This window comes from Streptomyces sp. IBSNAI002 (assembly GCF_052244475.1).
Lineage (GTDB): Bacteria > Actinomycetota > Actinomycetes > Streptomycetales > Streptomycetaceae > Streptomyces.
Map to the genome: position 1 here is coordinate 5,510,158 of NZ_JBQPXG010000002.1, position 22,676 is coordinate 5,532,833.

The 22,676-nt window shown below is 72.8% G+C and carries 15 protein-coding genes; 10 read left to right on the forward strand and 5 right to left on the reverse strand.

Annotation, left to right across the window (positions count from 1 at the left end; translation table 11 throughout):
• Positions 1–22: 22 nt before the first annotated feature.
• The 4 genes from ACTVZO_RS26755 to ACTVZO_RS26770 form a co-directional block, all read right to left on the reverse strand.
• Positions 23–793 (reverse strand): succinate dehydrogenase/fumarate reductase iron-sulfur subunit, encoded by a 771-nt coding sequence (locus ACTVZO_RS26755; protein ID WP_443300783.1) that lies wholly within the window; start codon positions 791–793, stop codon positions 23–25.
• Entirely contained in the window at positions 790–2,691 is a 1,902-nt protein-coding gene (locus ACTVZO_RS26760) for a fumarate reductase/succinate dehydrogenase flavoprotein subunit (protein WP_443300784.1), read from the reverse strand. Before ACTVZO_RS26760 ends, ACTVZO_RS26755 begins: the two co-directional genes overlap by 4 nt.
• Positions 2,692–3,516 carry a hypothetical protein gene (locus ACTVZO_RS26765; protein ID WP_443300785.1) on the reverse strand — a complete coding sequence of 275 codons (825 nt, stop codon included), beginning with the start codon at positions 3,514–3,516 and terminating at the stop codon, positions 2,692–2,694.
• 115 nt (positions 3,517–3,631) lie between these two features.
• Positions 3,632–3,865 carry a hypothetical protein gene (locus ACTVZO_RS26770; RefSeq protein WP_443300786.1) on the reverse strand — a complete coding sequence of 78 codons (234 nt, stop codon included), beginning with the start codon at positions 3,863–3,865 and terminating at the stop codon, positions 3,632–3,634.
• A gap of 349 nt (positions 3,866–4,214) precedes the next feature.
• Between ACTVZO_RS26770 and ACTVZO_RS26775 the strand changes: the two genes are divergently transcribed.
• The 9 genes from ACTVZO_RS26775 (at position 4,215) to ACTVZO_RS26815 (ending at position 18,327) form a co-directional block, all read left to right on the forward strand.
• A complete protein-coding gene (locus ACTVZO_RS26775) occupies positions 4,215–6,557 on the forward strand; it encodes an ABC transporter family substrate-binding protein (protein WP_443300787.1) in 2,343 nt (780 codons plus the stop codon).
• 318 nt (positions 6,558–6,875) lie between these two features.
• Positions 6,876–8,780 carry a translational GTPase TypA gene (gene typA / locus ACTVZO_RS26780; RefSeq protein WP_443300788.1) on the forward strand — a complete coding sequence of 635 codons (1,905 nt, stop codon included), beginning with the start codon at positions 6,876–6,878 and terminating at the stop codon, positions 8,778–8,780.
• A gap of 177 nt (positions 8,781–8,957) precedes the next feature.
• Complete coding sequence (locus ACTVZO_RS26785) at positions 8,958–9,095, forward strand: hypothetical protein (protein WP_443300789.1); 138 nt, start codon at positions 8,958–8,960, stop codon at positions 9,093–9,095.
• A gap of 103 nt (positions 9,096–9,198) precedes the next feature.
• Positions 9,199–10,674: a PqqD family protein gene (locus tag ACTVZO_RS26790; protein ID WP_443300790.1), complete on the forward strand. Its 1,476-nt coding sequence runs from the start codon at positions 9,199–9,201 to the stop codon at positions 10,672–10,674.
• 109 nt (positions 10,675–10,783) lie between these two features.
• Positions 10,784–10,975: an FDLD family class I lanthipeptide gene (locus ACTVZO_RS26795; protein WP_443300791.1), complete on the forward strand. Its 192-nt coding sequence runs from the start codon at positions 10,784–10,786 to the stop codon at positions 10,973–10,975.
• 66 nt (positions 10,976–11,041) lie between these two features.
• On the forward strand, positions 11,042–12,019 hold the full coding sequence (locus ACTVZO_RS26800; protein WP_443300792.1) for a hypothetical protein: 978 nt from the start codon (positions 11,042–11,044) through the stop codon (positions 12,017–12,019).
• On the forward strand, positions 12,016–13,329 hold the full coding sequence (locus ACTVZO_RS26805; RefSeq protein WP_443300793.1) for a lanthionine synthetase C family protein: 1,314 nt from the start codon (positions 12,016–12,018) through the stop codon (positions 13,327–13,329). Before ACTVZO_RS26800 ends, ACTVZO_RS26805 begins: the two co-directional genes overlap by 4 nt.
• 25 nt (positions 13,330–13,354) lie before the next feature.
• A complete protein-coding gene (locus ACTVZO_RS26810) occupies positions 13,355–16,564 on the forward strand; it encodes a lantibiotic dehydratase (protein WP_443300794.1) in 3,210 nt (1,069 codons plus the stop codon).
• The gene (locus ACTVZO_RS26815; protein ID WP_443300795.1) at positions 16,561–18,327 is read left to right on the forward strand and encodes an ABC transporter ATP-binding protein; all 1,767 of its coding nucleotides are present in this window, start codon (positions 16,561–16,563) and stop codon (positions 18,325–18,327) included. Before ACTVZO_RS26810 ends, ACTVZO_RS26815 begins: the two co-directional genes overlap by 4 nt.
• A 49-nt stretch (positions 18,328–18,376) precedes the next feature.
• Here ACTVZO_RS26815 and ACTVZO_RS26820 read toward each other — a convergent pair whose 3' ends face one another.
• A complete protein-coding gene (locus tag ACTVZO_RS26820) occupies positions 18,377–19,063 on the reverse strand; it encodes a LuxR C-terminal-related transcriptional regulator (protein ID WP_443300796.1) in 687 nt (228 codons plus the stop codon).
• A 139-nt stretch (positions 19,064–19,202) separates the two neighbouring features.
• Between ACTVZO_RS26820 and ACTVZO_RS26825 the strand changes: the two genes are divergently transcribed.
• Complete coding sequence (locus ACTVZO_RS26825; RefSeq protein WP_443300797.1) at positions 19,203–22,496, forward strand: AfsR/SARP family transcriptional regulator; 3,294 nt, start codon at positions 19,203–19,205, stop codon at positions 22,494–22,496.
• The last annotated feature ends 180 nt before the right edge of the window (positions 22,497–22,676 follow it).

Consider the following 22,676-nt stretch of genomic DNA (forward strand, 5'->3'; position numbering starts at 1 on the left):
CGAGGGGCCCGGGCCGGCCGCCTCAGTCCTGCCGGCGGCGGATCCTGCTCCCCAGCCACACCAGCGGGTCGTACTTGCGGTCCACCGCCCGCTCCTTCAGCGGGATCAGCGCGTTGTCGGTGATCTTGATCCCCTCGGGGCAGACCTCCGTGCAGCACTTGGTGATGTTGCAGTAGCCGAGCCCGTGCTCCTCCTGGGCGGTGCGCTTGCGGTCCAGGCCCGCCTCGGCCGCCGCGTCCAGGGGGTGCATGTCCAGCTCCGCCACCCGCATCAGGAAGCGCGGACCGGCGAAGGCCGTCTTGTTCTCCTCGTGGTCACGCACCACGTGACAGGTGTCCTGGCACAGGAAGCACTCGATGCACTTGCGGAACTCCTGCGAGCGCTCCACGTCGATCTGCTGCATCCGGTACGCGCCCGGCGCCACCCCCTCCGGCGGCACGAAGGCCGGGACCTCCCGGGCCTTCTGGTAGTTGAAGGAGACGTCCGTGACCAGGTCCCGGATGACGGGAAAGGCGCGCAGCGGGGTGACGGTGATCGTCTCGGACCGCTCGAAGGTGGACATCCGCGTCATGCACATCAGCCGCGGCCGGCCGTTGACCTCCGCGCTGCACGATCCGCACTTGCCCGCCTTGCAGTTCCAGCGGACCGCGAGGTCCGAGGCCTGCGTCGCCTGGAGCCGGTGGACGATGTCCAGGACCACCTCCCCGTCGTGCACCTCGACGGTGAAGTCCCGCAGTTCCCCGCCCTCCGCGTCGCCCCGCCAGATCCGGAAGCTCGCGTCGTACGTACTCATTCGTAGAGCTCCTCTTCGGCGAGGTACTTGACCAGCTCTTCCTTCTCGAAGAGCGCGAGCAGGTCGGAACGGATGGGCTCGGTGCGGGTGCGCACGAGGGCGATCCGGTCGGCGGCCGGATCCGCCGGGACCGGGTCCACGGGGCGGCACAGCAGGTTCACCGGACGCCAGTCGCGCTCCATCGCCGGGCAGTCCTCGCGGGTGTGCCCGCCCCGGCTCTCGGTGCGCTCCAGCGCGGCGCGCGCCACGCACTCGCTGACCAGCAGCATGTTCCGCAGGTCCAGGGCCAGGTGCCAGCCCGGGTTGAACTGCCGGTGCCCCTCGACGCCGGCGCGGGCGGCCCGTTCCCGCAGGCCGGCCAGCTTCTCCAGGGCCTCGGCCATCTCGCCGGCCCGGCGGATGATCCCGACCAGGTCGTTCATGGTCGTCTGGAGCTCCTGGTGCAGCGTGTACGGGTTCTCCGCGCCGTCGGCGGCGTGGAACGGGGCCAGCGCCTCCGCGGCCGCCGCGTCGATCTCCGACTGCGAGACGTCCGGGCGCGGGCCGGCCCCGGAGGCGTACTCCGCCGCGTGCAGCCCGGCCCGCCGGCCGAAGACCAGCAGGTCGGAGAGGGAGTTGCCGCCGAGCCGGTTCGAGCCGTGCATCCCGCCCGCGACCTCGCCCGCGGCGAAGAGCCCAGGCACCCCGACCGTGGCGGCGGTCTCCGAGTCGACCGCGATCCCGCCCATCACGTAGTGGCAGGTCGGGCCGACCTCCATCGCCTCGGCGGTGATGTCCACGTCCGCCAGCTCCTTGAACTGGTGGTACATCGAGGGCAGCCGCCGCTTGATCTTCTCCGCGGGCATCCGCGTGGACACGTCGAGGAAGACCCCGCCGTGCGGGGAGCCGCGGCCCGCCTTCACCTCGGAGTTGATGGCCCGGGCCACCTCGTCGCGCGGCAGCAGCTCGGGAGGACGCCGGTTGTGGTCCGGGTCCTCGTACCAGCGGTCGCCCTCCTCCTCCGACTCGGCGTACTTCTCCTTGAACACGTCGGGGACGTAGTCGAACATGAACCGCTTGCCCTCGCTGTTGCGCAGCACCCCGCCGTCGCCGCGCACCGACTCGGTGACGAGGATGCCCTTCACCGAGGGCGGCCAGACCATGCCGGTCGGGTGGAACTGCACGAACTCCATGTTGAGCAGGGGAGCGCCCGCGAGCAGGGCCAGCGCGTGGCCGTCGCCGGTGTACTCCCAGGAGTTGGAGGTGGTCTTGAAGGACTTGCCGATCCCGCCCGTCGCGAGGACGACCGCCGGAGCCTCCAGGACGAAGAAGCGGCCGGACTCGCGTTCGTAGCAGAAGGCCCCCGAGACCCGCTGCCCCTCCTTCAGGACCCTGGTGACCGTGCACTCCTGGAAGACCTTGAGCCGGGCCTCGTAGTCCCCGTACTCCTTGAAGTCCTCCTGCTGGAGCTGGACGATCTTCTGCTGGAGGGTGCGGATCAGTTCCAGGCCGGTGCGGTCGCCGACGTGCGCGAGGCGCGGGTACTCGTGGCCGCCGAAGTTGCGCTGGGAGATCTTCCCGTCGGGCGTGCGGTCGAAGAGCGCGCCCCAGGTCTCCAGCTCCCAGACCCGGTCCGGTGCCTCCTTCGCGTGCAGCTCGGCCATCCGCCACTGGTTGAGGAACTTGCCCCCGCGCATGGTGTCGCGGAAGTGAACCTGCCAGTTGTCGCCCTCGTTGACGTTGCCCATGGAGGCGGCGATCCCGCCCTCCGCCATCACCGTATGGGCCTTGCCGAACAGGGACTTGCAGATCACGGCCGTACGGGCGCCGCGCTCACGGGCCTCGATCGCGGCCCGCAGGCCGGCGCCGCCCGCGCCGACCACGACCACGTCCCACTGCTGCCGTTCCACTTGAGTCATCTAGAAGATCCTCGGGTCGGTGAAGGCGCCGCTGGCCACCAGGTACACGTAGAAGTCGCACGCGGCGACGCTGATCAGGGAGGCCCACGCCAGTTGCATGTGACGGGTGTTGAGACGGCTGACCCAGCCCCACAGCCGGTAGCGCACCGGATGCTTCGAGAAGTGCTTGAGGCGGCCGCCCATGATGTGCCGGCACGAGTGGCAGGACAGCGTGTAGGCCCAGATCAGCACGATGTTGACGAGGAAGATCAGCGTCCCCAGGCCCATGTGGCCCCAGGCGTAGTGCTCGTCGCGGAAGGTCAGCACGGTGTCGTACGTGAGGATCCCCGCGACCGGCAGCGCCGCGTAGAAGAAGTACCGGTGCATGTTCTGGAAGATCAGCGGGAAGCGGGTCTCCCCGGTGTACTTCGCGTGCGGTTCGGCGACCGCGCAGGCGGGCGGCGAGGCCCAGAAGCCCCGGTAGTAGGCCTTGCGGTAGTAGTAGCAGGTCAGCCGGAAACCGAGCGGGAAGACCAGGATCAGCAGGGCGGGGGACAGGCCCCACCAGCTGCCGAACAGGTCCCAGTTGGGGCCGCCGCGCATCTCCTGGCAGTTCTCCGCGAGACACGGGGAGTAGAACGGGGAGACGTACGGGGCCGCGTAGTAGTCGGCGTTCGCGAAGGCCCGCCACGTCGAGTAGACGATGAAGGCGAGCAGCCCGGCCGCGGTGCCGGCGGGCGACAGCCACCACCGGTCGGTCCGCAGGTGCCGGGCGGCGATCGCGGCCCGGGAGGCGTCGTGGACGCCGCCGGGCCGCTGCTGGGGTGGTTGTGTACCTGTGGCCAAAGGAGACTCCGGGAGAGGAGTGACGGGCCCAGGAGGCCCGGCCGCCTGGGGCGGCCGGGCCAGATGGGGTGAAGGGCGTACGGGTGCGTACGGGTGTTCGCGGCGGCGGGGGCCGTCAGGGCGCGCGGCGGTCGCGGGCTCCCAGGCCCTCGTCGTCGGAGTCCGTCCACAGCGAGCTGTCGTACGGGGTGTCGGGAACCGTCACCATCCGCGACGGGTCCGGCGGGGCGGAGCCCGCCCGCGGGCTCGCCGGAGCCCGCCGTCCGGCCTGCTGCTCGAGCTGCTCGACCTTGCGGGTCAGCTCGTCCAGGTTGCGCCGTACGGCATTCAGGTCGTCTTGCAGGGACATGATTCTTGCCCTCACTTCCGCAGGGTGCGGTGGCAACGCTCATGTGCGCCTGGCAGTGTCGCCCCTCACGTCCCCGGTTGTGAAGGGACGTGCAGCGATTGCGGGCGCGCAGGCGTGAACTGTGCGCCCCTCCCTGGACCCCATTCTCATCCCCCTCGTGGGTGAGCGCCTCTCCGGCGCGCAAACGGGATTGGTCCGCACGGGTGGGGTTCGCGGCGTGGCGCGAGGCGGCTGCGAGGGGTGTGGCGGGCCGTGGATTTCAGTGGGTTCCGGCAACCGGTGTGATCAGCTCCATATACCGCCGAACGTGATCATGCTTCCCCCACGCCCCGCCCCGGAGGTACCACCCATGTCCCAGAGAAGGCGCAGGTCCTTGGCGCTCCTGACCTCGGGAGTCCTCGCACTGCCGCTGCTCACGGGCTGCGGCGCGGGTGACGACGAGGGCGGCCCGGTCGCCGCCGGACCGGACATCGCGGCCACCACCCGCGACAAGGTCGCCGACGGGGGTGTGCTGCGCTGGGCGGTGGACTCCCTGCCCGAGACCCTGAACACCTTCCAGGCCGACGCGGACGCCACCACCGGCCGGATCGCCGCGGCCGTGCTGCCGCAGCTGTTCGTGCTGGACGACAAGGGGCGGCCGGTGGCCAATCCCGACTACCTCGAGAAGGCCGAGGTCGTCGAGCGGGAGCCCAAGCAGGTCGTCCTGTACAAGCTGAACCAGCAGGCGGTGTGGAGCGACGGCCGCGAGATCGGCGCCCCCGACTTCGTCGCGCAGTGGCGGGCCCTGAACGGCAAGGACTCGGCGTTCTGGACGGCCCGCAACGCCGGCTACGAGCGCATCGAGAAGATCGAGCGGGGCAAGACCGACCTGGAGGTCAGGGTCACCTTCGCCAAGCCGTACGCCGACTGGCGCTCGCTGTTCAGCCCCCTGTACCCCAAGCAGGTCACCGCCACCCCGGAGGCCTTCAACGAAGGGGCCCGCGGCGCCCTCAAGGTCACCGCCGGACCCTTCGGCCTCGGCGCGATCGACAAGAAGACCGGCACCGCCTCGCTGACCCGCAACCCGCGCTGGTGGGGCTGGCCGGCCAAGCTCGACACGCTGGTGCTGACGGCGGTTCCCCGGGCGCAGCGCCCGGCCGCGCTGGCCTCCGGGAAGGTCGATCTGGCGGAGATCGACCGCTCCGGCGCCGACCGGATCGCGCTCGCCCACCGGGAGGCGGAGCAGCAGGGCGGCAAGGGCGCGGGCGGTGCCCCGGCCCACGGACCCGCCGCCGAGATGACCGCCGCGCAGGCCACCTTGTCCTGGGCGGTCGCCTTCGGCGCGGACGAGGAGAAGGCCCTGGCGGAGGCGGAGACCCGCAAGAAGCACGTCGACTCCGTCAAGCGGTACGCGGACGAGCAGACGGCCCTGCGGAAGTTCACCGTCCGCAAGTCGCTCGAGCCCGCCTACACACAGCTCGCCATGAACGGCTCCGCCGGTCCGCTGGCCGACGAGCGGGTGCGCCGCGCGGTGGCGCGGGCCCTGGACCGCAAGGAGCTGGCCGAGATCGTCCTGGGGCCGCTCGGCCTGCCCGCGAAGCCGGTCGGCAGCCACCTGGCGCTGGCCGGACAGCAGGCGTACGCGGACAACAGCGAGGCCCTCGGCGGCCAGGACACCCAGGCGGCCCAGGCCCTCCTCGCGGACGCCGGATGGCGCCGCGGCGGCAAGATCACCGAACCGGCGGGCGCGAAGGCCGGACCGCAGAGCGCGCCGCAGGACGACGGGAAGACCCCCCAGGGCCCGGGCACCGGCAACGACGGGCTCTACATCGTGGGCCAGGACGACGAGCGCAACGGCGACCACGGCGGTGCGCACGGCGGCGAGGTCGCCGGCGCCTTCGCTCCGGCCGCTCCCGGCGCGGCCCAGGACCAGCCCTCCCCGGTGCTCGCCCCCGCGCCGTTCGCGGCCCGGCAGGAGGCCCTCCTGCGGGCGCAGGCCGCCGCGGTGGCCGCGGCGGCCTGGGCCCGGGACGACGCCAAGGCCCGGGACGACGCCAAGGACGGGGAGGACGCCAAGGAGGGCGGGGCCGCCGAGCCCGCCGATCCCGCGAAGGCCACCCCGGCCAAGCAGGCCGCCCGCACCTCCGGCGCGATGCTCGCCAAGGACGGCAAGCCGCTCAGCCTGCGCTTCGTGCTCCCGGCCGGTCCCGGATCGGAGGCGCTGCGCGCCGTCGGCGACCGGATCTCCCAGATGCTGCGGAAGATCGGGGTGACCACCGAGATCAAGAAGGTGGCCGACGAGAGCTTCTTCAAGGACCACATCGCCTCGGGCCAGTACGACCTGGCGCTCTACTCCTGGCCCGCGACCGCCTACCCGGCCACCGACGCCCGGCCGATCTTCGCCAAGCCGGAAGCGGCCGCCGACGGCTCGCTCCTCGTCGAACAGAACTACACCCGCGTCGGCACCGACCACATCGACCAGCTCTTCGACCAGGCGGCCGGGGAACTGGACGAGGAGCAGTCCCGCGAGCTGATGCGCAAGGCCGACGCCAGGATCTGGGCCGCCGCCGGCTCCGTCCCGCTCTACCAGCGCCCGGAGCTGGTGGCCGTCAAGCCGTCCCTGGCCAACGCCGGCGCCTTCGGGCTCGGGGCCCCCCGCTTCCAGGACATCGGCTGGAAGAAGCCGCCGACGGCCAAGAACAAGAAGAAGTAGTGACAAAGCGGTGCCCGGGAGGTTGACCTTCGGCTTCCAAGCTCAGATGTGACTCAAGTCCCTTGCCCGCCGGATCCCCCGGCGGGCAAGGTCGTGGATACCCGTTGACCCGCATGATTTCCGGCAGGACCGACGGCCGGTGCCCCCCACCCCGCATCCGGCCGTGCTCATTCGTCCGGCCTCTTGACAGACCCCCCGGCGGGCGGTTCCCGCCGCGCGACGTACCATGGGGTAAGGCCGTGGCAGGTTTTCGCCCGGCCGAGGCGCGCGTGCCAGGCCGTACGTGACGCCATCCACGATCCCGGGAGAAGCGCCGAAGTGCCCACGCGCCACGACATCCGTAACGTCGCCATCGTCGCCCACGTCGACCATGGCAAGACGACCATCGTCGATGCCATGCTCAAGCAGGCCGGTGCCTTCGCCGCCCACCAGCAGCTCGACGACCGCATGATGGACTCGAACGACCTGGAGCGTGAGAAGGGCATCACGATCCTCGCCAAGAACACGGCGGTGAAGTATCACCCCAAGGACGGCGGGGCCCCGATCACGATCAACATCATCGACACCCCCGGCCACGCCGACTTCGGTGGTGAGGTCGAGCGCGGTCTGTCGATGGTGGACGCCGTCGTTCTGCTGGTGGACGCCTCCGAGGGTCCGCTGCCCCAGACCCGCTTCGTCCTGCGCAAGGCCCTGCAGGCGAAGATGCCGGTCATCCTCTGCATCAACAAGACGGACCGTCCGGACTCCCGGATCGACGAGGTCGTCAACGAGACGTACGACCTCTTCCTGGACCTGGACGCGGACGAGGACCAGATCGAGTTCCCGATCGTCTACGCGTGCGGCCGTGACGGCGTCGCCTCGCTGACCAAGCCGGAGGACGGCACCGTCCCCGCGGACAGCACCAACCTGGAGCCGTTCTTCTCCACCATCCTGGAGCACGTCCCGGCCCCGGTGTACGACGAGGAGGCCCCCCTCCAGGCCCACGTCACCAACCTGGACGCCGACAACTTCCTCGGCCGCATCGCGCTCGTCCGCGTCGAGCAGGGCGAGCTGCGCAAGGGCCAGACCGTCGCGTGGATCAAGCGTGACGGCACCATCTCGAACGTCCGCATCACCGAGCTGATGATGACCGAGGCGCTCACCCGCAAGCCGGCCGAGGTGGCGGGCCCGGGTGACATCTGCGCGGTCGCCGGTTTCCCCGAGATCATGATCGGCGAGACCCTGGCCGACCCGGAGAACCCGATCGCGCTCCCGCTGATCTCGGTCGACGAGCCGGCGATCTCCATGACCATCGGTACGAACACCTCCCCGATGGTCGGCCGCGGCGGCACCGGCAAGGGCGCGGACGCCAAGTCCGCGGTCAAGGACCGCAAGGTCACCGCCCGCCAGGTCAAGGACCGTCTGGACCGCGAGCTGATCGGCAACGTCTCGCTCCGCGTCCTCGACACCGAGCGCCCCGACGCCTGGGAGGTCCAGGGCCGCGGTGAGCTCGCGCTCGCCATCCTGGTCGAGCAGATGCGCCGCGAGGGCTTCGAGCTGACCATCGGCAAGCCGCAGGTCGTCACGCAGGAAGTCGACGGCAAGGTGCACGAGCCGGTCGAGCGCATGACGATCGACGTCCCCGAGGAGCACATGGGCGCGGTCACGCAGCTCATGGGCGTCCGCAAGGGCCGCATGGACAACATGTCGAACCACGGCTCCGGCTGGGTCCGCATGGAGTTCGTGGTCCCGTCCCGCGGCCTCATCGGCTTCCGCACGGAGTTCCTGACGAACACCCGCGGTACCGGTATCGCCCACTCGATCCACGAGGGCCACGAGCCGTGGTTCGGCCCGCTGGTCACCCGCAACAACGGTTCGCTGGTCGCGGACCGCTCGGGTGCGGTCACGCCGTTCGCGATGATCAACCTGCAGGAGCGCGGTGTCCTGTTCACCGAGCCCGGCACCGAGGTGTACGAGGGCATGATCGTCGGCGAGAACTCGCGCTCCGACGACATGGACGTCAACATCACCAAGGAGAAGAAGCTCACCAACATGCGTGCGGCTTCCGCGGACAACACGGAGAACGTGATTCCGCCCCGCAGGCTCTCCCTGGAGCAGTCCCTGGAGTTCTGCCGCGACGACGAGTGCGTCGAGGTGACCCCGGAGGCCGTCCGCATCCGCAAGGTCGTCCTGGACCAGAAGGAGCGCTCGCGCACCGCGTCGCGCGCCAAGTCCGCCAAGTAGGCGCCTGAGCCGCCCGCGGCCCACAGCCCGGCCCCCGCACGGAATTCCGTGCGGGGGCCGGGCTTTTTCGCGTCCGTACCGGGACAAGTACGGGACAGCCGCCTCATGAAGTCCGGGACCGGGCCCGGCCATCCTGAGGAAGTCCGCTCCAGGGGGAGCCGACGAGAGGAGAGGCTGATGCCGCAGTTGGAGATCGAATTCCCGGCCGTCGCGCAGAACTGGCTGGCGGTCGAGAGCGTTCCGCAGATCGGGCGGGACGCGGCGGAGGAGCGGGCCTGGGTTCCCGCCTACTGGGCGACTCCCTCCGCCGCCTGACCGTGACGTCAGACCGGGGGGTGCCGGTTCCGGGCGCCCCCCGGTCGCGTTTTCCCATCCCCTCATCCCCAGTTCCCGCTTTCCGTATCGGACGGTGTTCTCGATGTCGCTCGTAGCCTCACGTCATTCCTCCCGAGAGAAAGTCGGCCGCGCGGACGGACTGCTGGTGGCCGACGGCCGGTTCGGTGACTCCGGCGCCATCGCAGAACGCAACATGGCCCGCTTCGTCCTGGGCCTGCGGCTGCTGGCGCACAAGGACACCCGCCACCAGGAGGTGCTGCGCCGGCTCTCCCTGCTCAGCCGCGAGCAGCTGCTCCCCCTGCTCGGCGACCCCGTCCTGCGCAACGCCTTCGAGGACGACATCGTCAAGCTGGAGAACGGCCACACCGGCGCCCTCGGCCTGGGCGACCTGGCCTCCCGCCTGTCCCTGGACCCGGACGGCCAGGGGCCGTGCGAACGGATGGCCACCCCGCACGTCAGGCCGTGGCCGGAGCACGGGCCCGCCTGGCTGTGGACCGAGATGAGCCCGGCCGACCGGGTGCCGGGCGAGCTGTCGGCCCGGCTGCGCCGGCTCTACGACGGCAGCATCGAGGGCGGGCCGACCGCCGACCCCGTCATACCGACCCCGGAGATGTGCCGGCGGCTGACCCGCGGCGCCGACCTGCTCACGCGGCTCCTTCCGCAGGTCGGGCCCAGCGTGCTGCGGCACGTCTCCGTCGTGGGCTTCACCCGCGGGGAGTCGGCCGACGGCCCGCTCCAGTCGCTCTCGGGCGGCGACCCCCTCCCGTCGGCCGTCCTGATGGCCCCGGAGCAGCTCGCCGACCCGTGGACGGCCGCGGAGACCCTGCTGCACGAGGGCGTCCACCTCAAGCTCTTCGACGCGCTGCGCTCGGGCGCGCTCCTGCGGGACGCGGACCTGTCCGTGCCGATCCCGTGGCGGCAGACGCCGTGGCGGCTCGTACGGGTGCTCGTGGCGCTCCACTTCTACGTCCACATGCTGGTGTTCCAGGAAGCCGCCCGGCACGCGGACGACACGCTCCGGACGGAGTTCGGCGAACCGCCGGCCGGTGAGGTCGTCGACGAGGTGAGCCCGGACACGGAGGCCGCCAGGAACGGCACCCACGGGTCGAGCCTGGAGCGCGCCCGCTACCTGGCCGGGTACGTGCTCGGCCTCCCGGAGGACCGCCTGACGCCCGACGGCCGGCGGTTCATGCACTGGCTGCTCGAAGCACTGCACCTGGTGCACCAAGACTCCGGGGTCACGCCGCCCGCGGGGGTGGCCGGCGTGGCCCCGGTACCGCAGCCCGCGCTGCCCGAGGGCGCGGTGGCGGGCCGCAGCGCGAGCGCGCTGGCCCGGCCGCTGCCCGAACGCGGGGAGCTGCTGCTGGTCAACACGGACACCGCCGCGATGCACTGGCTCAACGCGCGCTCATGGCTGATCTATTCGCTGTGCGACGGGCGCGACGTGGGATCCGTGCGGGGCGAGTACGCCCGGCGGGCCGGGGTGGATTCCGAGGCCGCGCGCACCCAGGTCGACGCCTGCATTTCCGAATTGACGGCGGCCGGCCTCCTGCGGTGAAAGAAACAGTCGGGACATATCCGGGACATCTGCATCAGGAATCCGGGACGGATATCCGGAGATGATCCTCTTGTTCCATCCGGTTCGCATCACCAAAGGGGAAAAGATCATGGCAGTTACTCAGGCAGCGCCGGCCGTCCAGGAATTCGACCTCGACGAGTTCGACCTCGATGTGCGCATCGCGGTGAGCTCGGACATCGCGTCCATCGAGGGCGGATTCAGCAACTGGTACTCCTGCAAGGGCACGTGCGGCTCGTACTGCGGTTGTGACAAGCCCACCATCATCAGCTGCATCTGCTGAGACCCACCGGAGGCGGCCCGCCCTTTCCGGGCGGGCCGCCGCACTCATGTGAAAGGGCAGCCCGAAGTGTCAAGCGAGCGGGTCTTCGTCATATCTCCGCGCAAGAGCGGAACCCACCTGGTGCAGGAACTGCTCGTGCACCTCGGCTACAGGATCTACGGAGAGCCGGTACCGCCGGACGCGGGCCGCCCGGCCTTCAGCATCCGCGAGCGGCTCGACATGGCGGAGCGGTTCCTCGACCCCGCCGAATTCGCGTCACTCGACCACCAGAGGGACCGGGACGCCTTCATCCGCACGACGGACGAAGCCTGGCTCCAGCTGGCCTGGGCGTGGCAGACCCGCCTGGCCGTCGCACCCCTGGCCCACGTCGAGGCGATCGCCCCCGAGGCGCGCTTCGGCCCGAAGATGCGCCCCGAGGTCTGGACCGCCCCCTTCTCCTCCACACCGGCCGGCGTGAGCTGGATCTTCCACTCGGTGGACGTCTGGCGGATGGACGGCTCGTTCCTGGCGGAGTGGGTCAACACCGGTTCGCCCAAGGTGATCCTGAACTACCGGGACCCCAGGGACGTCCTCGTCTCGCTCGTGGACTTCTTCTCCCGGAACAACGGACTCAAGTTCATGCGGTACCCGGAGTCGGCCATCTTCGGCCCGGTCCTGGAGTCGATCGGCGACTACGGGAAGAAGCTGGACTACGCGCTGTCCGACCCGCAGATGCCGCTGCTGTCCGACTTCGAGTCCGCCATCAGCTTTCTGCACCACCCGAACGTCTGCCACGTCTCCTTCGAGGAGCTCGTCGGCCCGCAGGGCGGCGGGAGCCGCGCGGCGCAGCTGACCGCCGTCCAACGCGTCGCGGACTGGCTGGAGCACGACGTCGATCCCGGGGCCGTGGCCGACCACCTCTTCAACCCGCGGTCCTTCACCCTCAACAAGGGCCGCACCGGACGCTGGCGGGAGACCTTCACCCCGGCCCACGTGGAGCGGTTCGAGTCCACGTTCGGCCACCTCCTCGACAGCTTCGGCTACGCGCGGGGGGCCGGACGGTGATCGGCGGCGCCCTCGCCGAGCAGGCCCGCCGCACGGCGCACCTGATCACCTCGCGCCTCGTCGATCCCGGGTACGTCGAAGAGCACGTGGCCGCGTCGACGGTGGACCCCAACACCCCGGGCCGGCGGCCGGAGAGCTCGCTGCTCGCCGGTGACGCCGGGCTCGCGCTGGTCCTGCGGCTGGCCTCGGAGGCCGACCCGCGATCCGCCGACCACTGGCGCCGGGCCGCGCACGGGGCACTGACCCGGGCGGTGCGGAGCACGCACGAGCGGCCCCTGGCCGGCCACGGCATCGTCGCCGGGTCGGCCGGTCTGGCCCTCGTACTGGCGGAGTTCGCCGCGGGCGACCGGCGCTACCAGCGCCCCCTCGACGGCCTGCACACCCGCCTCGCCGAGCGGCTGGGTGCCGGGGACGCGCCCGCCACCGGCTGCCACACGAGCATCGCCGCCTACGACGCGCTCCAGGGAGCGGCGGGCACGCTCGGGTACCTGCTGTCCGTGCCCGGACCGGACGCCGCGCTGCGGGAGGCCGTCCACGGGCTCGTGGACGAACTGGTCCGGCTCTGCACCCCGGCCCCGGAGCAGACGGAGGCCCGCTGGGTCATCCCGCCCGAGGACTATCCGCTGCCCAGGGACCTGGAGGAGTACCCGTACGGGTACATCAACCTGGGCCTCGCCCACGGCGTCCCCGGCCCGCTCGCCGCACTGTCCCTGGCCTGGACGGCCGGCTACCGCCGCCCCGGCATGCGCGAGGCGATCGACAACGCCGTCGCCCTGCTGTCGGCCTCCGCCGTCGAGGACGGCTTCGGCGCCGACTGGCCGAGCGGCATCGCGATGGACCCCGAAGGCCGGCGCACCCGGCCGCGGCACCCCGCCAGGACGGCCTGGTGCTACGGCGCCCCCGGCATCGCCGCCGCCCTGCTCCTCGCGGCCCGGGCCCTGGCGGACGACGGGCTGCGGGCCCGCGCCGTCGCCGCGTTCGAAGCGGCGCTGCGACGGTCCGAAGACCACGTGCACACGCTGTCGCCCACGATCTGCCACGGCCTGGCGGGCCTGCTGGCGATCTGCGAGGTCTTCGCCCGCACGACGGACAGCGCCCGGGCCGGGGCCGCGCTGCCCGTCCTGACGCGGCGGCTGCTCGCGCACTGCTCCGAGGACCTGCCCTTCGGCGTGCAGAACCTCGAACAGCCCGACCTGCACATCGACAACCCGGACTTCCTGTGCGGAGCGGCCGGAGTCGCCGCCGTGCTGTGGACCGTGTCCACGCCCGTCCCCCCACGGCGGTGGCAACGCGCCCTGCTCATCGCCTGACCCACCCGCGGAAGAGAGAGACTCCATGAGCCTGTACACCCCTGCCGGATTCTTCCTGGTCCGCTCGCCGGCGCTGCCGGTGGACCCGTACGTCGAGGCGCTCGACGGACGGGGCCGGGGTGCCCGCGACCGCCTCTGGACGCTGGGGGAGCGGCCCCTGGTGCGGCAGGCCGTACGCGTGGCCAGCCACAGCCTCGCGGAGGAACTCGAGAAGACCGCACCCGGGGGCGGGGGCCGGGCCGCGGACCGGATGCACTCCTCGCTGCTGCGCTACCTGTCCAGAATGAGCTCCAGGTCCACCCCGTACGGGCTGTTCGCGCAGGTGGAGGCGGGGGAGTTCGGAGAATCCACCACCCTGGCACGGGCCGGTGAGCAGCCGGCGGCCACCCGGACCCGCGCGGACATGGGGTGGCTCATGGGGCTGATCGGCGAGATGGAGGCCGACCGGGAGCTGCGCGGAGAGCTGACCGTCGCGGTGAACCCGCTGCTCCGGCGGACCGGCGACCGGATCACGCTGGCCGTGGCCACGGCTGCGGTCACGGCGGACCAGCAGTCGAGCAGCGTCCGGGCCACCCGGCCCGTCGACGCCGCCCTGTCCCGGGCCGCCGCACGGCCGCGCTGGTCGGAGCTGGTCGCCGCGCTGGCCGGGGAGTTCCCGGCGGCCCCGCCGGAGAAGATCACGGCGCTGGTGGACCAGCTGTGGGACCTGGGCATGCTGACGAGCGACCTGCGGCCGGCCCTGACCCACCCCTGCCCCGAGCAGGCGGTCCTGGACCGCATCGAGGGCCTCGCCGGCTCCGGCCGCTACCGCCGCGCCCTGGGCCGCACCAGGCGGCTCGCCGCGGCGGCGGACGCGGCCGCGCCCGAGGAGGCCGGCCGGCTGCTGGCGGAGCTGTACGAGCACCAGCGGGTGGTGGTGCCCGGCCACCGGGAGAGCCCCTTCCACGCGGACGCCCGGCTGGACCTGACCGGTACCACCCTGCACTCCGGGGTCGCGGCCGAGGCCGCGGACGCCGCCGACGCGCTGCTGCGGCTGGGCCAGTCGGCGCGGCCGCACCATCTCGCGGTGTACCACGGGGAGTTCCTCGAGCGGTACGGAGTGGGGGCGGAGGTCCCCGTCCTGGAGCTGCTGGACCCCGAGACCGGCCTCGACGCGCCCGAGACGTACCGGTTCCCGCCCCGCGCGCTGCCGCTGGCCCCGGCCCCGAGGCGGGAGCGGCGGGAGCAGGAGGAGGCGCTGGCCGCGCTCGTCGCGGGAGCGCTCCACCGGGGGAAGCGGGAAGTGGAGATCACGGACGCCTTCCTCGGGGCGTGGCAGCCGCGGGACGAGGGCGGCGCGGGCCCGGACGCCCGCCCGTCGCTGGACGTCATGGGGCAGGTCGTGGCGGAATCGCGCGAACGGCTGGACGCCGGCGACTGGAAGTTCGTACTCGGTACGGGGCCCATGCGGGACGGCGGCCGGTTCGGCGGGCGCTTCTTCGATCTGCTCGGCGAGAACTTCCGCAAGCTGCTCCAGGAGTACGCCACGGCGGAGGAACGCCTCGGCGACGGCGATGGTGACGACGAGGGCGAGGGCGCTGTCTTCGCCGAGCTCAACTACGCCCAGCTGGACGGGCGGCGCGCAAACGTGGCCATCCACCCGCCGGTCCGCCGCCACGAGATCTGCGTCAACGCCTCGCCGACCGGGGGCGACGTACAGCCCATCGACCTCTCCGACGTCCTGGTGGGAGCTACTCAGGAGCGCTTCTACCTGCGGTCCGCCCGCCTCGGCAGGCAGCTGCACGTGACCCAGAGCCACCTCGTCAACTGGGGCAGCGCGCCCAACGTGTGCCGGTTCCTGCTGGAGGCCTCGGAGGACGGCTGGGCGCCCCTCGCCGAGTTCTCCTGGGGCGCCCTGGACCGGGCGCCGTTCCTGCCGCGCGTGACCCGGGGACGCACCGTGCTCAAGCCCGCCCGCTGGCTGTTCGGCTCCGGTGTCCCCGGCTTCCCCGACGGCTGCGCCGACGCCGCGGCCGTGGACCGCGCCGCGTTCACCGCCGCGTTCCGGGAGTGGCGGCAGGACTGGGACGTGCCCCGCTGGGTGCACCTGAGCCTGTTCGACCACCGGATCCTCCTCGACCTGGACAGCCCGCTGTGCGTGGACGAGGTCCAGCGCGCGCTGCGCACCTCCCACGCCCCCGGCGACGCCCTGGTGTTCGAGGAGTCCGTGGCCGATCCCGCGCGGCCGTCCTGGCTGCGCGACGCGGACGGCCGCTCGTACGCGAACGAGATCGTCGTACCGCTGCTGGCGCGCGGCACGGCGGTGCGCAGGCCGGTCCCGGCAGTCGACCCGGCCGCGCTCGCGGACGCCCGCGACCTGGCCGCCGACCCCGCCCGCGCCAAGCGCCAGACGGCGGGCGGCGACTGGGCCCACGTGAAGCTCTACGCGGCGGCCGGCCGGCACGGGGACGTCCTCACCGGCAGCCTGCCCCGGCTCGTCCGGGAGCTGCGCGAAGAGGGCCTGATCGACCGGTGGTTCTTCATCCGCTACGGCGACCCCCACCCCCACCTGCGGGTGCGCGTGCGCAGGGCGCCCGGGACCGACCCGTCGGCCCCGCTGGTCCGGCTCGTCGCCTGGGCGAAGGGCCTGGTCGACGCGGGACTCGCCGCCGACCTGGCGGTCGTCTCGTACGACCGCGAGACCGAACGCTACGGCGGCCCCCTCGCGATGGACGCCGCCGAGGCCGTCTTCGAAGCGGGCAGCGACATGGCGACGGCGCTGCTGGACCTGCTCCGCGGCCGCCCCGGCCCGGACGCCGACATCGTCGGCGCGTACGCACTGGACGCCCTCCACCGGCAGTGGGGGAGCGTGCCCGCCGCGGACCACGGGCTCGCGGGCACGGAGATCCCGCCGTCCACCCGGGAGCGCTTCCGCGCCGTGCGCTCCACGCTGTGCGACCTGATCGCCCCCTGGGACGAGCGCCCCGACCCGCTCGCCCGCGAGTGGGCCGGCGCACTGGGAGCGGCGGTCGCCCTCCAGGCGGACGCGGTGGCGGACGCCGGGCGGCTCGTCCGCGGTCTGGCCGCCGACGGCCGGCTGACCGGCACCGAGCACGGGATCCTCGCCGCCCTCGCCCATATGCAGGCCATCCGGCTGCTGGGCCTCGACCGGGAGGGCGAGCGCCGGTGCGGGCACCTGCGGGCGCTCGCGCTGCGCGCCGTCCAGGGCCGCCGCGCGGCGGGCGGCCGGCGGTGATCCGGCTCGGGGCGCGGGCGGTGCGGCTGCTGTGGCGCATCAGCCCCCGCCAGGTGCTGTCGGTGTCCGTGCTCTCCCTGCTGTCGGCGCTCCTTCCGGCCGTCCAGGTGTACTTCACGGCGCGGATGGTCCAGGCCGTGGTGGACGCGGTGGGCCGCGGGACCGGCACCGGGCCGGCCCTGACGGCGGGCGGGTGCCTGGCGGGCGCGGCCGTCGTGGGCCATTTCCTCGCGGTCCTCCAGGACCACCGGCAGGCCCTGCTGCGCAGCCGCCTGCCGGAGGCGGTCGGGCTCACGGTGATGGAGAAGTCGGCCCGGCTGTCGCTGTGCCAGTTCGAGGACCCGGACACCTACGACCGGCTGCAACGCGCCACCCGCGAGTCCGTGTTCCGGCCCTTCCAGGTGCTCACGCACCTGATCGCGGCCGGTTCCGCGACGGTGTCCTTCCTGTCGGTCGGTGCCGTGCTGCTGGGCACGAGCGTGCCGGTGGCCCTGGCCGTCTGCCTCGCCCCGGTGCCCGCCGCGCTGGTCAACCTGTACTTCAGCCGCCGTACCCACGCGGTGGAGCACGCCAGGGCGGAGGGCCGCCGGCGGCTCACGTACCTGGAGCACCTGCTCACCAACGACCAGACCTACAAGGAGACCAGGCTGTTCGGCCTGGTGCCCCTGCTGCTCGGCCGGTCGAGGACGCTGGTCGAGGAGTTCTACGAGACCGACCGGCGCATCGAGCGCCGCCGGGCCGTGGCCGGCGCGCTGTCCGGCCTGCTCAGCGCGGGTACCACGGCCGTGGCGATCCTGCTGGCCGTGCGCTCGGCGCTGTCCGGCGGCCAAGTGGGCGTCCTCGCCGGATACATCGCGGGCGTGACGCTGATCCAGGCATCGGTGCGGGGCCTGTTCACGAGCGGGGTGCAGCTCTACGAGAACTGCCTCTTCCTCGGCCACTTGTTCGACTTCCTCGACATGGAGGAGGAGCCGGCCGAGCCGGACGGACTGCCCGTACCGACCGCGCTGCGCAGCGGAATCGAGTTCCAGAACGTCTCGTTCCGGTATCCGGGGGACGAGCGGCCGGTCCTGGACGGGGTGTCCTTCACCGTTCCCGCGGGATCCTGCGTGGCGCTCGTGGGCCGCAACGGCGCGGGCAAGTCCACCCTGCTCAAGCTCCTCACCCGGTTCTACGAGCCGACCGGCGGCCGCATCCTCCTCGACGGCCGGCCGCTCACCGACTACGCGCGGAGCGGGCTCAGGGACAGCATCGGGGTGATCTTCCAGGACTACCAGCAGTACGAGGCGCCGGTCCGGGAGAACATCGGCTTCGGCAAGGTGTCCGCCCTCGGCGACGACCGCCTGCTGTGGGAAGCGGCCACGACCGCCGGGGCCCACGGCATCCTGGCCGGGCTCCCGCGCGGACTCGACGCCCAGCTCGGCCGCTGGTTCCCCGGCGGCCACCAGCTCTCGGGCGGCCAGTGGCAGAAGGTGGCCCTGGCCCGGGCGGTGGTCCGCAGGGCTCCGATCCTGATCCTCGACGAGCCGACGGCCGCCGTCGACGCCGCCGCGGAGGCGGAGGTGTTCGACGTGCTGCGCGGGGTCCGCGACCGGGCGACCTCACTGCTGGTCGCGCACCGCTTCTCCGCCGTCCGCACCGCCGACCGCATCGTGGTGCTCGACGGCGGCCGGGTCCTGGAGGAGGGCTCGCACGAGGAACTCATGGCCGCCGAAGGCCTGTACGCCTCCCTGTTCGACCTCCAGGCGGCCGGATACCACTGACGCCCCCGGGGCCCGCAGTCCCCCCGGAACGCCCGTCGGCCTCAGCCGGTCAGAGTCGGCCCGTCAGCCCCATGCCGGCCTCCCGCCCGTACACCACCGCCTGCGCACGGCAGTTGACGCCGATCTTCGCGAAGACGGCCGAGACGTGGTTGCGCACCGTCTTCTCGGCCAGGGTCAGGGCGCGGGCGATCCGGCGGTTGTCGTAGCCGCGGGCCACGAGGTCCAGGATCTCCCGCTCGCGCCGCGTCAGCACGGTCAGCGGCGCGTCGAGCTCCGCGGACCGGCCCGGTGCCCGCAGCAGGCCGGTGACCAGGCGGGCCGCGCCGCCGCCGGCGACGATGAACCCGTTGCCGACCATGTGCACCGCCCCGACCATCTCGTGCGCCCCCGCGGACTTGGACACGTACCCGCGGACCCCGGCCATGAGGGCCGACCGCAGCAGCCCCGCGTCGTCGCCGCGGCCCGTCATGCCCAGGATCCCCGTCACCCCGGCATCGCGGACCAGAGTTCGGCACACCTCCAGCGAGGCGGACCCGGGCAGGTCCAGGTCGAGCAGGACCACGTCGGGGGCGGCGCCCAGGACCATGGGCACGACGTGGCCGGCCTCCCCGGCCTCCGCGACGAGGTCGATTCCCCCCGCACTGTCGAGCGCGGCGCGGATGCCCGCCCGCAGCAGCGGGTGGCGTTCCACAAGGGCGACCCGCAGCCTGTTCTGATCGGACGCAGACGTGGTCATGAGTGCAACTCCCGTGTAGCGCGGTCAACGTGACGTCAGCATGCGAAGGCGGCACTAGCGGATCACTAGCGAGATTCGAGCGGGGCGTTCCCGTAGGCTCCCCCCTACGCCCGAACGGGCGAGGTGGAAGGGGTGCGGGTTGTTCCACTATCGGATCCTGGGGCCGCTGGACGTCCGGCGGGCCGGCGAGCCCGTGGCGGTCACGGCGCCGAAGGAGCGCGATCTGCTCGCCCTGCTCCTGCTGAACGCCGACCGTCCGGTTCCGGCCGAGGAGCTGATCGACGGGATATGGGGCGGGGCGCCGCCCTCGACGGCCCGCACCACGCTCCAGAACTACGTCAAGAGACTGCGGCACGCACTGCACGGCTCCGGTACCGACCGGGAGGTGCTGGCCACCGAGCCCGGGGGCTACGTGCTCCGGCTCGACCACGGGGTGCTGGACCTGCGGGAGTTCGAAGGGCTGACCCGGGGTGCGGCCCAGGCCGCGGAGCGCGGGGACGACGCCGCGGCGTCGGCCCGGCTGCGGGCCGCGCTCGCGCTGTGGCGGGGGGACGCCCTGGCGGGGAGCCGCGCGGACCGGCTGACCCAGGTGGAGGCGCCCCGGCTGAACGAGTCCCGGATGGTCGCCTTCGAGAACCGGGTGCAGGCGGATCTGCGGCTGGGCCGCCACGCGGACGTCATCATCGACGTCCAGTCCGCGATCGTGGGCCACCCGCTGCGCGAGCGGCTGCACGGCCAGCTGATGCTCGCCCTGTACCGCTCGGGACGCCGGGGCGACGCGCTCACCGCCTACCAGCAGGCGCGCGCCCAGCTGGTGCACGACCTGGGGCTGGAGCCCGGGCCCGAACTGCTGGCACTGCACCGGCGCGTCCTGGCCGGCGACCCCGCCCTCATGGAGGCCCGCGCCCCGCGCACCGAGGCGGCCGCACGAGCCCACCGGAGCCCGGCCGGGGCGGCGGCGCCGGGACAGCAGCAGCCGCCCGCCCAACTGCCCGGATCCACCCCCGCGTTCGCCGGGCGGGCGGACCTGCTGCGGCGACTCGACGCGATGCTGCCCGCCACCGGGACCGTGCCCTCCGGAGTCGTGCGGACCGGGCTGATCACCGGGCAGGGCGGCGCGGGCAAGACGGCCCTCGCGGTGCACTGGGGACACCGTCGGCGCGAGTCCTTCCCGGACGGGCAGCTCTACGTGAACCTGCGCGGCCACGACGCGGGCCGGCCGCTGCGGCCCGTCGACGCGCTCAGCGGGTTCCTCCAGGCCCTCGGCGTGCCGGCGCAGCACATCCCGGTGGAGGCGGACCGGGCCGCGGCCCTCTACCGCTCCCTGTGCGCGGGCCGGCGGATGCTCGTCGTCCTGGACAACGCGCACTCCGCCGACCAGGTCCGCCCGCTCTTCCCGGGCAGCTCGGAATGCCTGGTCCTGGTGACCAGCCGGGACTCGCTGGCCGGGCTCGTCGCGCGGGAGGGGGCCACTCCGCTGCCGCTGCGGGTGCTGGAACCCGGCGAGGCCGAGGAGGTGCTCCTCAACATCATCGGAGCGCACCGGGTCGGCGCCGAGCCCGGGGCCGCCGCCGTCCTCACCGCCGCCTGCGCCTACCTGCCGCTGGCCGTCGCCATCACCGCGGCCGACCTGGCCGTCCACCCGGACCGGTCCCTCGCCGACCAGGCCGCCCGGCTGACCGGGGACCGGCTGGGGGCGCTCCAGGTGCCGGGGGACGAGGGGACCGCGGTCCGCGCCGTGCTCGGCATGTCCTTCGCCACGCTCTCGCCGGCCGCCGCCCGGATGTTCCGCCTCTTCGGGCTGGTCCCCGGCGGCGACCTGCCGCTGCGGGGCGCCGCGGCCCTGGCCGGTGTGGAGCTCCGGGCCGCCGAACGGCTGCTGGCGGAGCTCGTACGGAGCCACCTGCTGGAGGAGCACGCGCCCGGCCGGTTCACCTTCCACGATCTGCTGCGCGCCTACGCCGTGGAGCGGGTCCGGGAACAGGGGGGAGAGGCGGCCGCCCTGGACCGGCTGCACTCCTGGTACCTGGGCAGCACCGACAACGCCGTCCGGCTGCTGCAGCCCGAGGCCCTGCGCCTGCCGGTCGAGGCCGCGGGCGAGTCCCTCGGTTTCGCCGACGCCGGCGCGGCGCTGGAATGGATGGACGCGGAACGGCCGAACGCCGTGGCCCTGGTGCAGCGCGCCGCGGAGCACGGCCCGCGCAAGCTCGCGTGGACGCTGGCCGACGCCCTGCGCCCGTACATGATGCGCAGGGCCTACGCGGTGGACTGGCTCGCCGTCGGGGCCGCGGGCCTCGCCGCGGCGGAGGCGGACGGGGACCTGGCCGGACAGGCGGCTGCGCACCGCAGCCTGTCCAGCGCCTACCTGAACCAGAGCGACTACGACATGTCCATGTCCCACGACCACCGGGCCCTGGAGCTGTACCGCGCGACCGGCTCGACCCAGGGGCAGAGCGCCGCGCACAACAGCCTGTGCCTCGCCACCTGGTACGTGGGCGACCTGAACGAAGCCCTGCGCCACAGCGAGCGCTGCGTGGAGCTCGGCCGCGCCGCGGGTTTCCGTACCGGCGAGGCCATCGCGACGGGCAACGTGGGGGCGATCCTGCACGAGATGGGCCGGCTGGCGGAGGCCGAGGCACGGCTCGAGGAGGCGCTGGTCCTCTACGACGAGCTGGGGTTCCCGACGGCGGCCACGCTCGCCGAGCGCAACCTCGGGGCGGTCCTGTACGAGAGCGGGCAGCCGCAGCGGGCCCGCGCGGTCCTGGACCGGGCGGCCGGGACGCAGCGGCGGCTCGGGAACGAGGTCGACCTCGCCTACACCTTCTTCTGGCTGGCCCTGACCATGATCCAGTCAGGCGACCGGTCCGGCGCCCTGGACCATCTCGACCAGGGCTTCGAGATCGCGACCGGTGAAGCGCGCGCCGAGTCCTATTTGTACGTCGGGCGGGCCCTGCTCTCGCAAAGCGTCGGCAACCACGGCGTCGCACTCAGCCACTTCGAGACGGCCCGCGGCCTGGCCAGGCGCTGCAACGCCCGGACTCCCGAGCTCCGGGCCCTGCTGGGACTGGCCGACAGCAGCCTGAGGCTGGGGCGGCCGGCGGACGCGGCACGGTTCGCGGAGGCGGCACGGGAACCGGCGAGCCGCAGCGGCTACGGGCTCTTCGAGGCCAGGGCGCTGCTCCTGCTGGCCGAGCTGTCCCTGGACGGGGCTGAGTTCGAGACCGCCGCGGAGCGGGCCCGGCAGGCGTCCGCGCTGCTGGCCGAGCCCGGCCACCGGGCCCACCGGGCCGATGCCCTGCTGCTGCTGGGACGGGCCCGGCGCGGTGCGGGCGATGAGAAAGGGGCCTTCCGGTCCTGGACGGATGCCCTCGGTCTGTACGAGGCTCTGGGGGCCGGCCGGGCCGGTGAGGTGCGCGGTCTGATGGCCCGTTGACGGAACGGTGCGCCGTTCCCGTTTGTCAAGCGGATTTTTGGGTTCACGTGTCCGCATACCGACCGTGACACTCCGGAAGGTGAGCTAACAGTCCGTTTCGCACGTGTCTGTCTCCTATCCGTTTGTCCGGATTTCGGGTTTTGGACATGCGGTGATGTTGTGAAAACGAGACCACTTAAG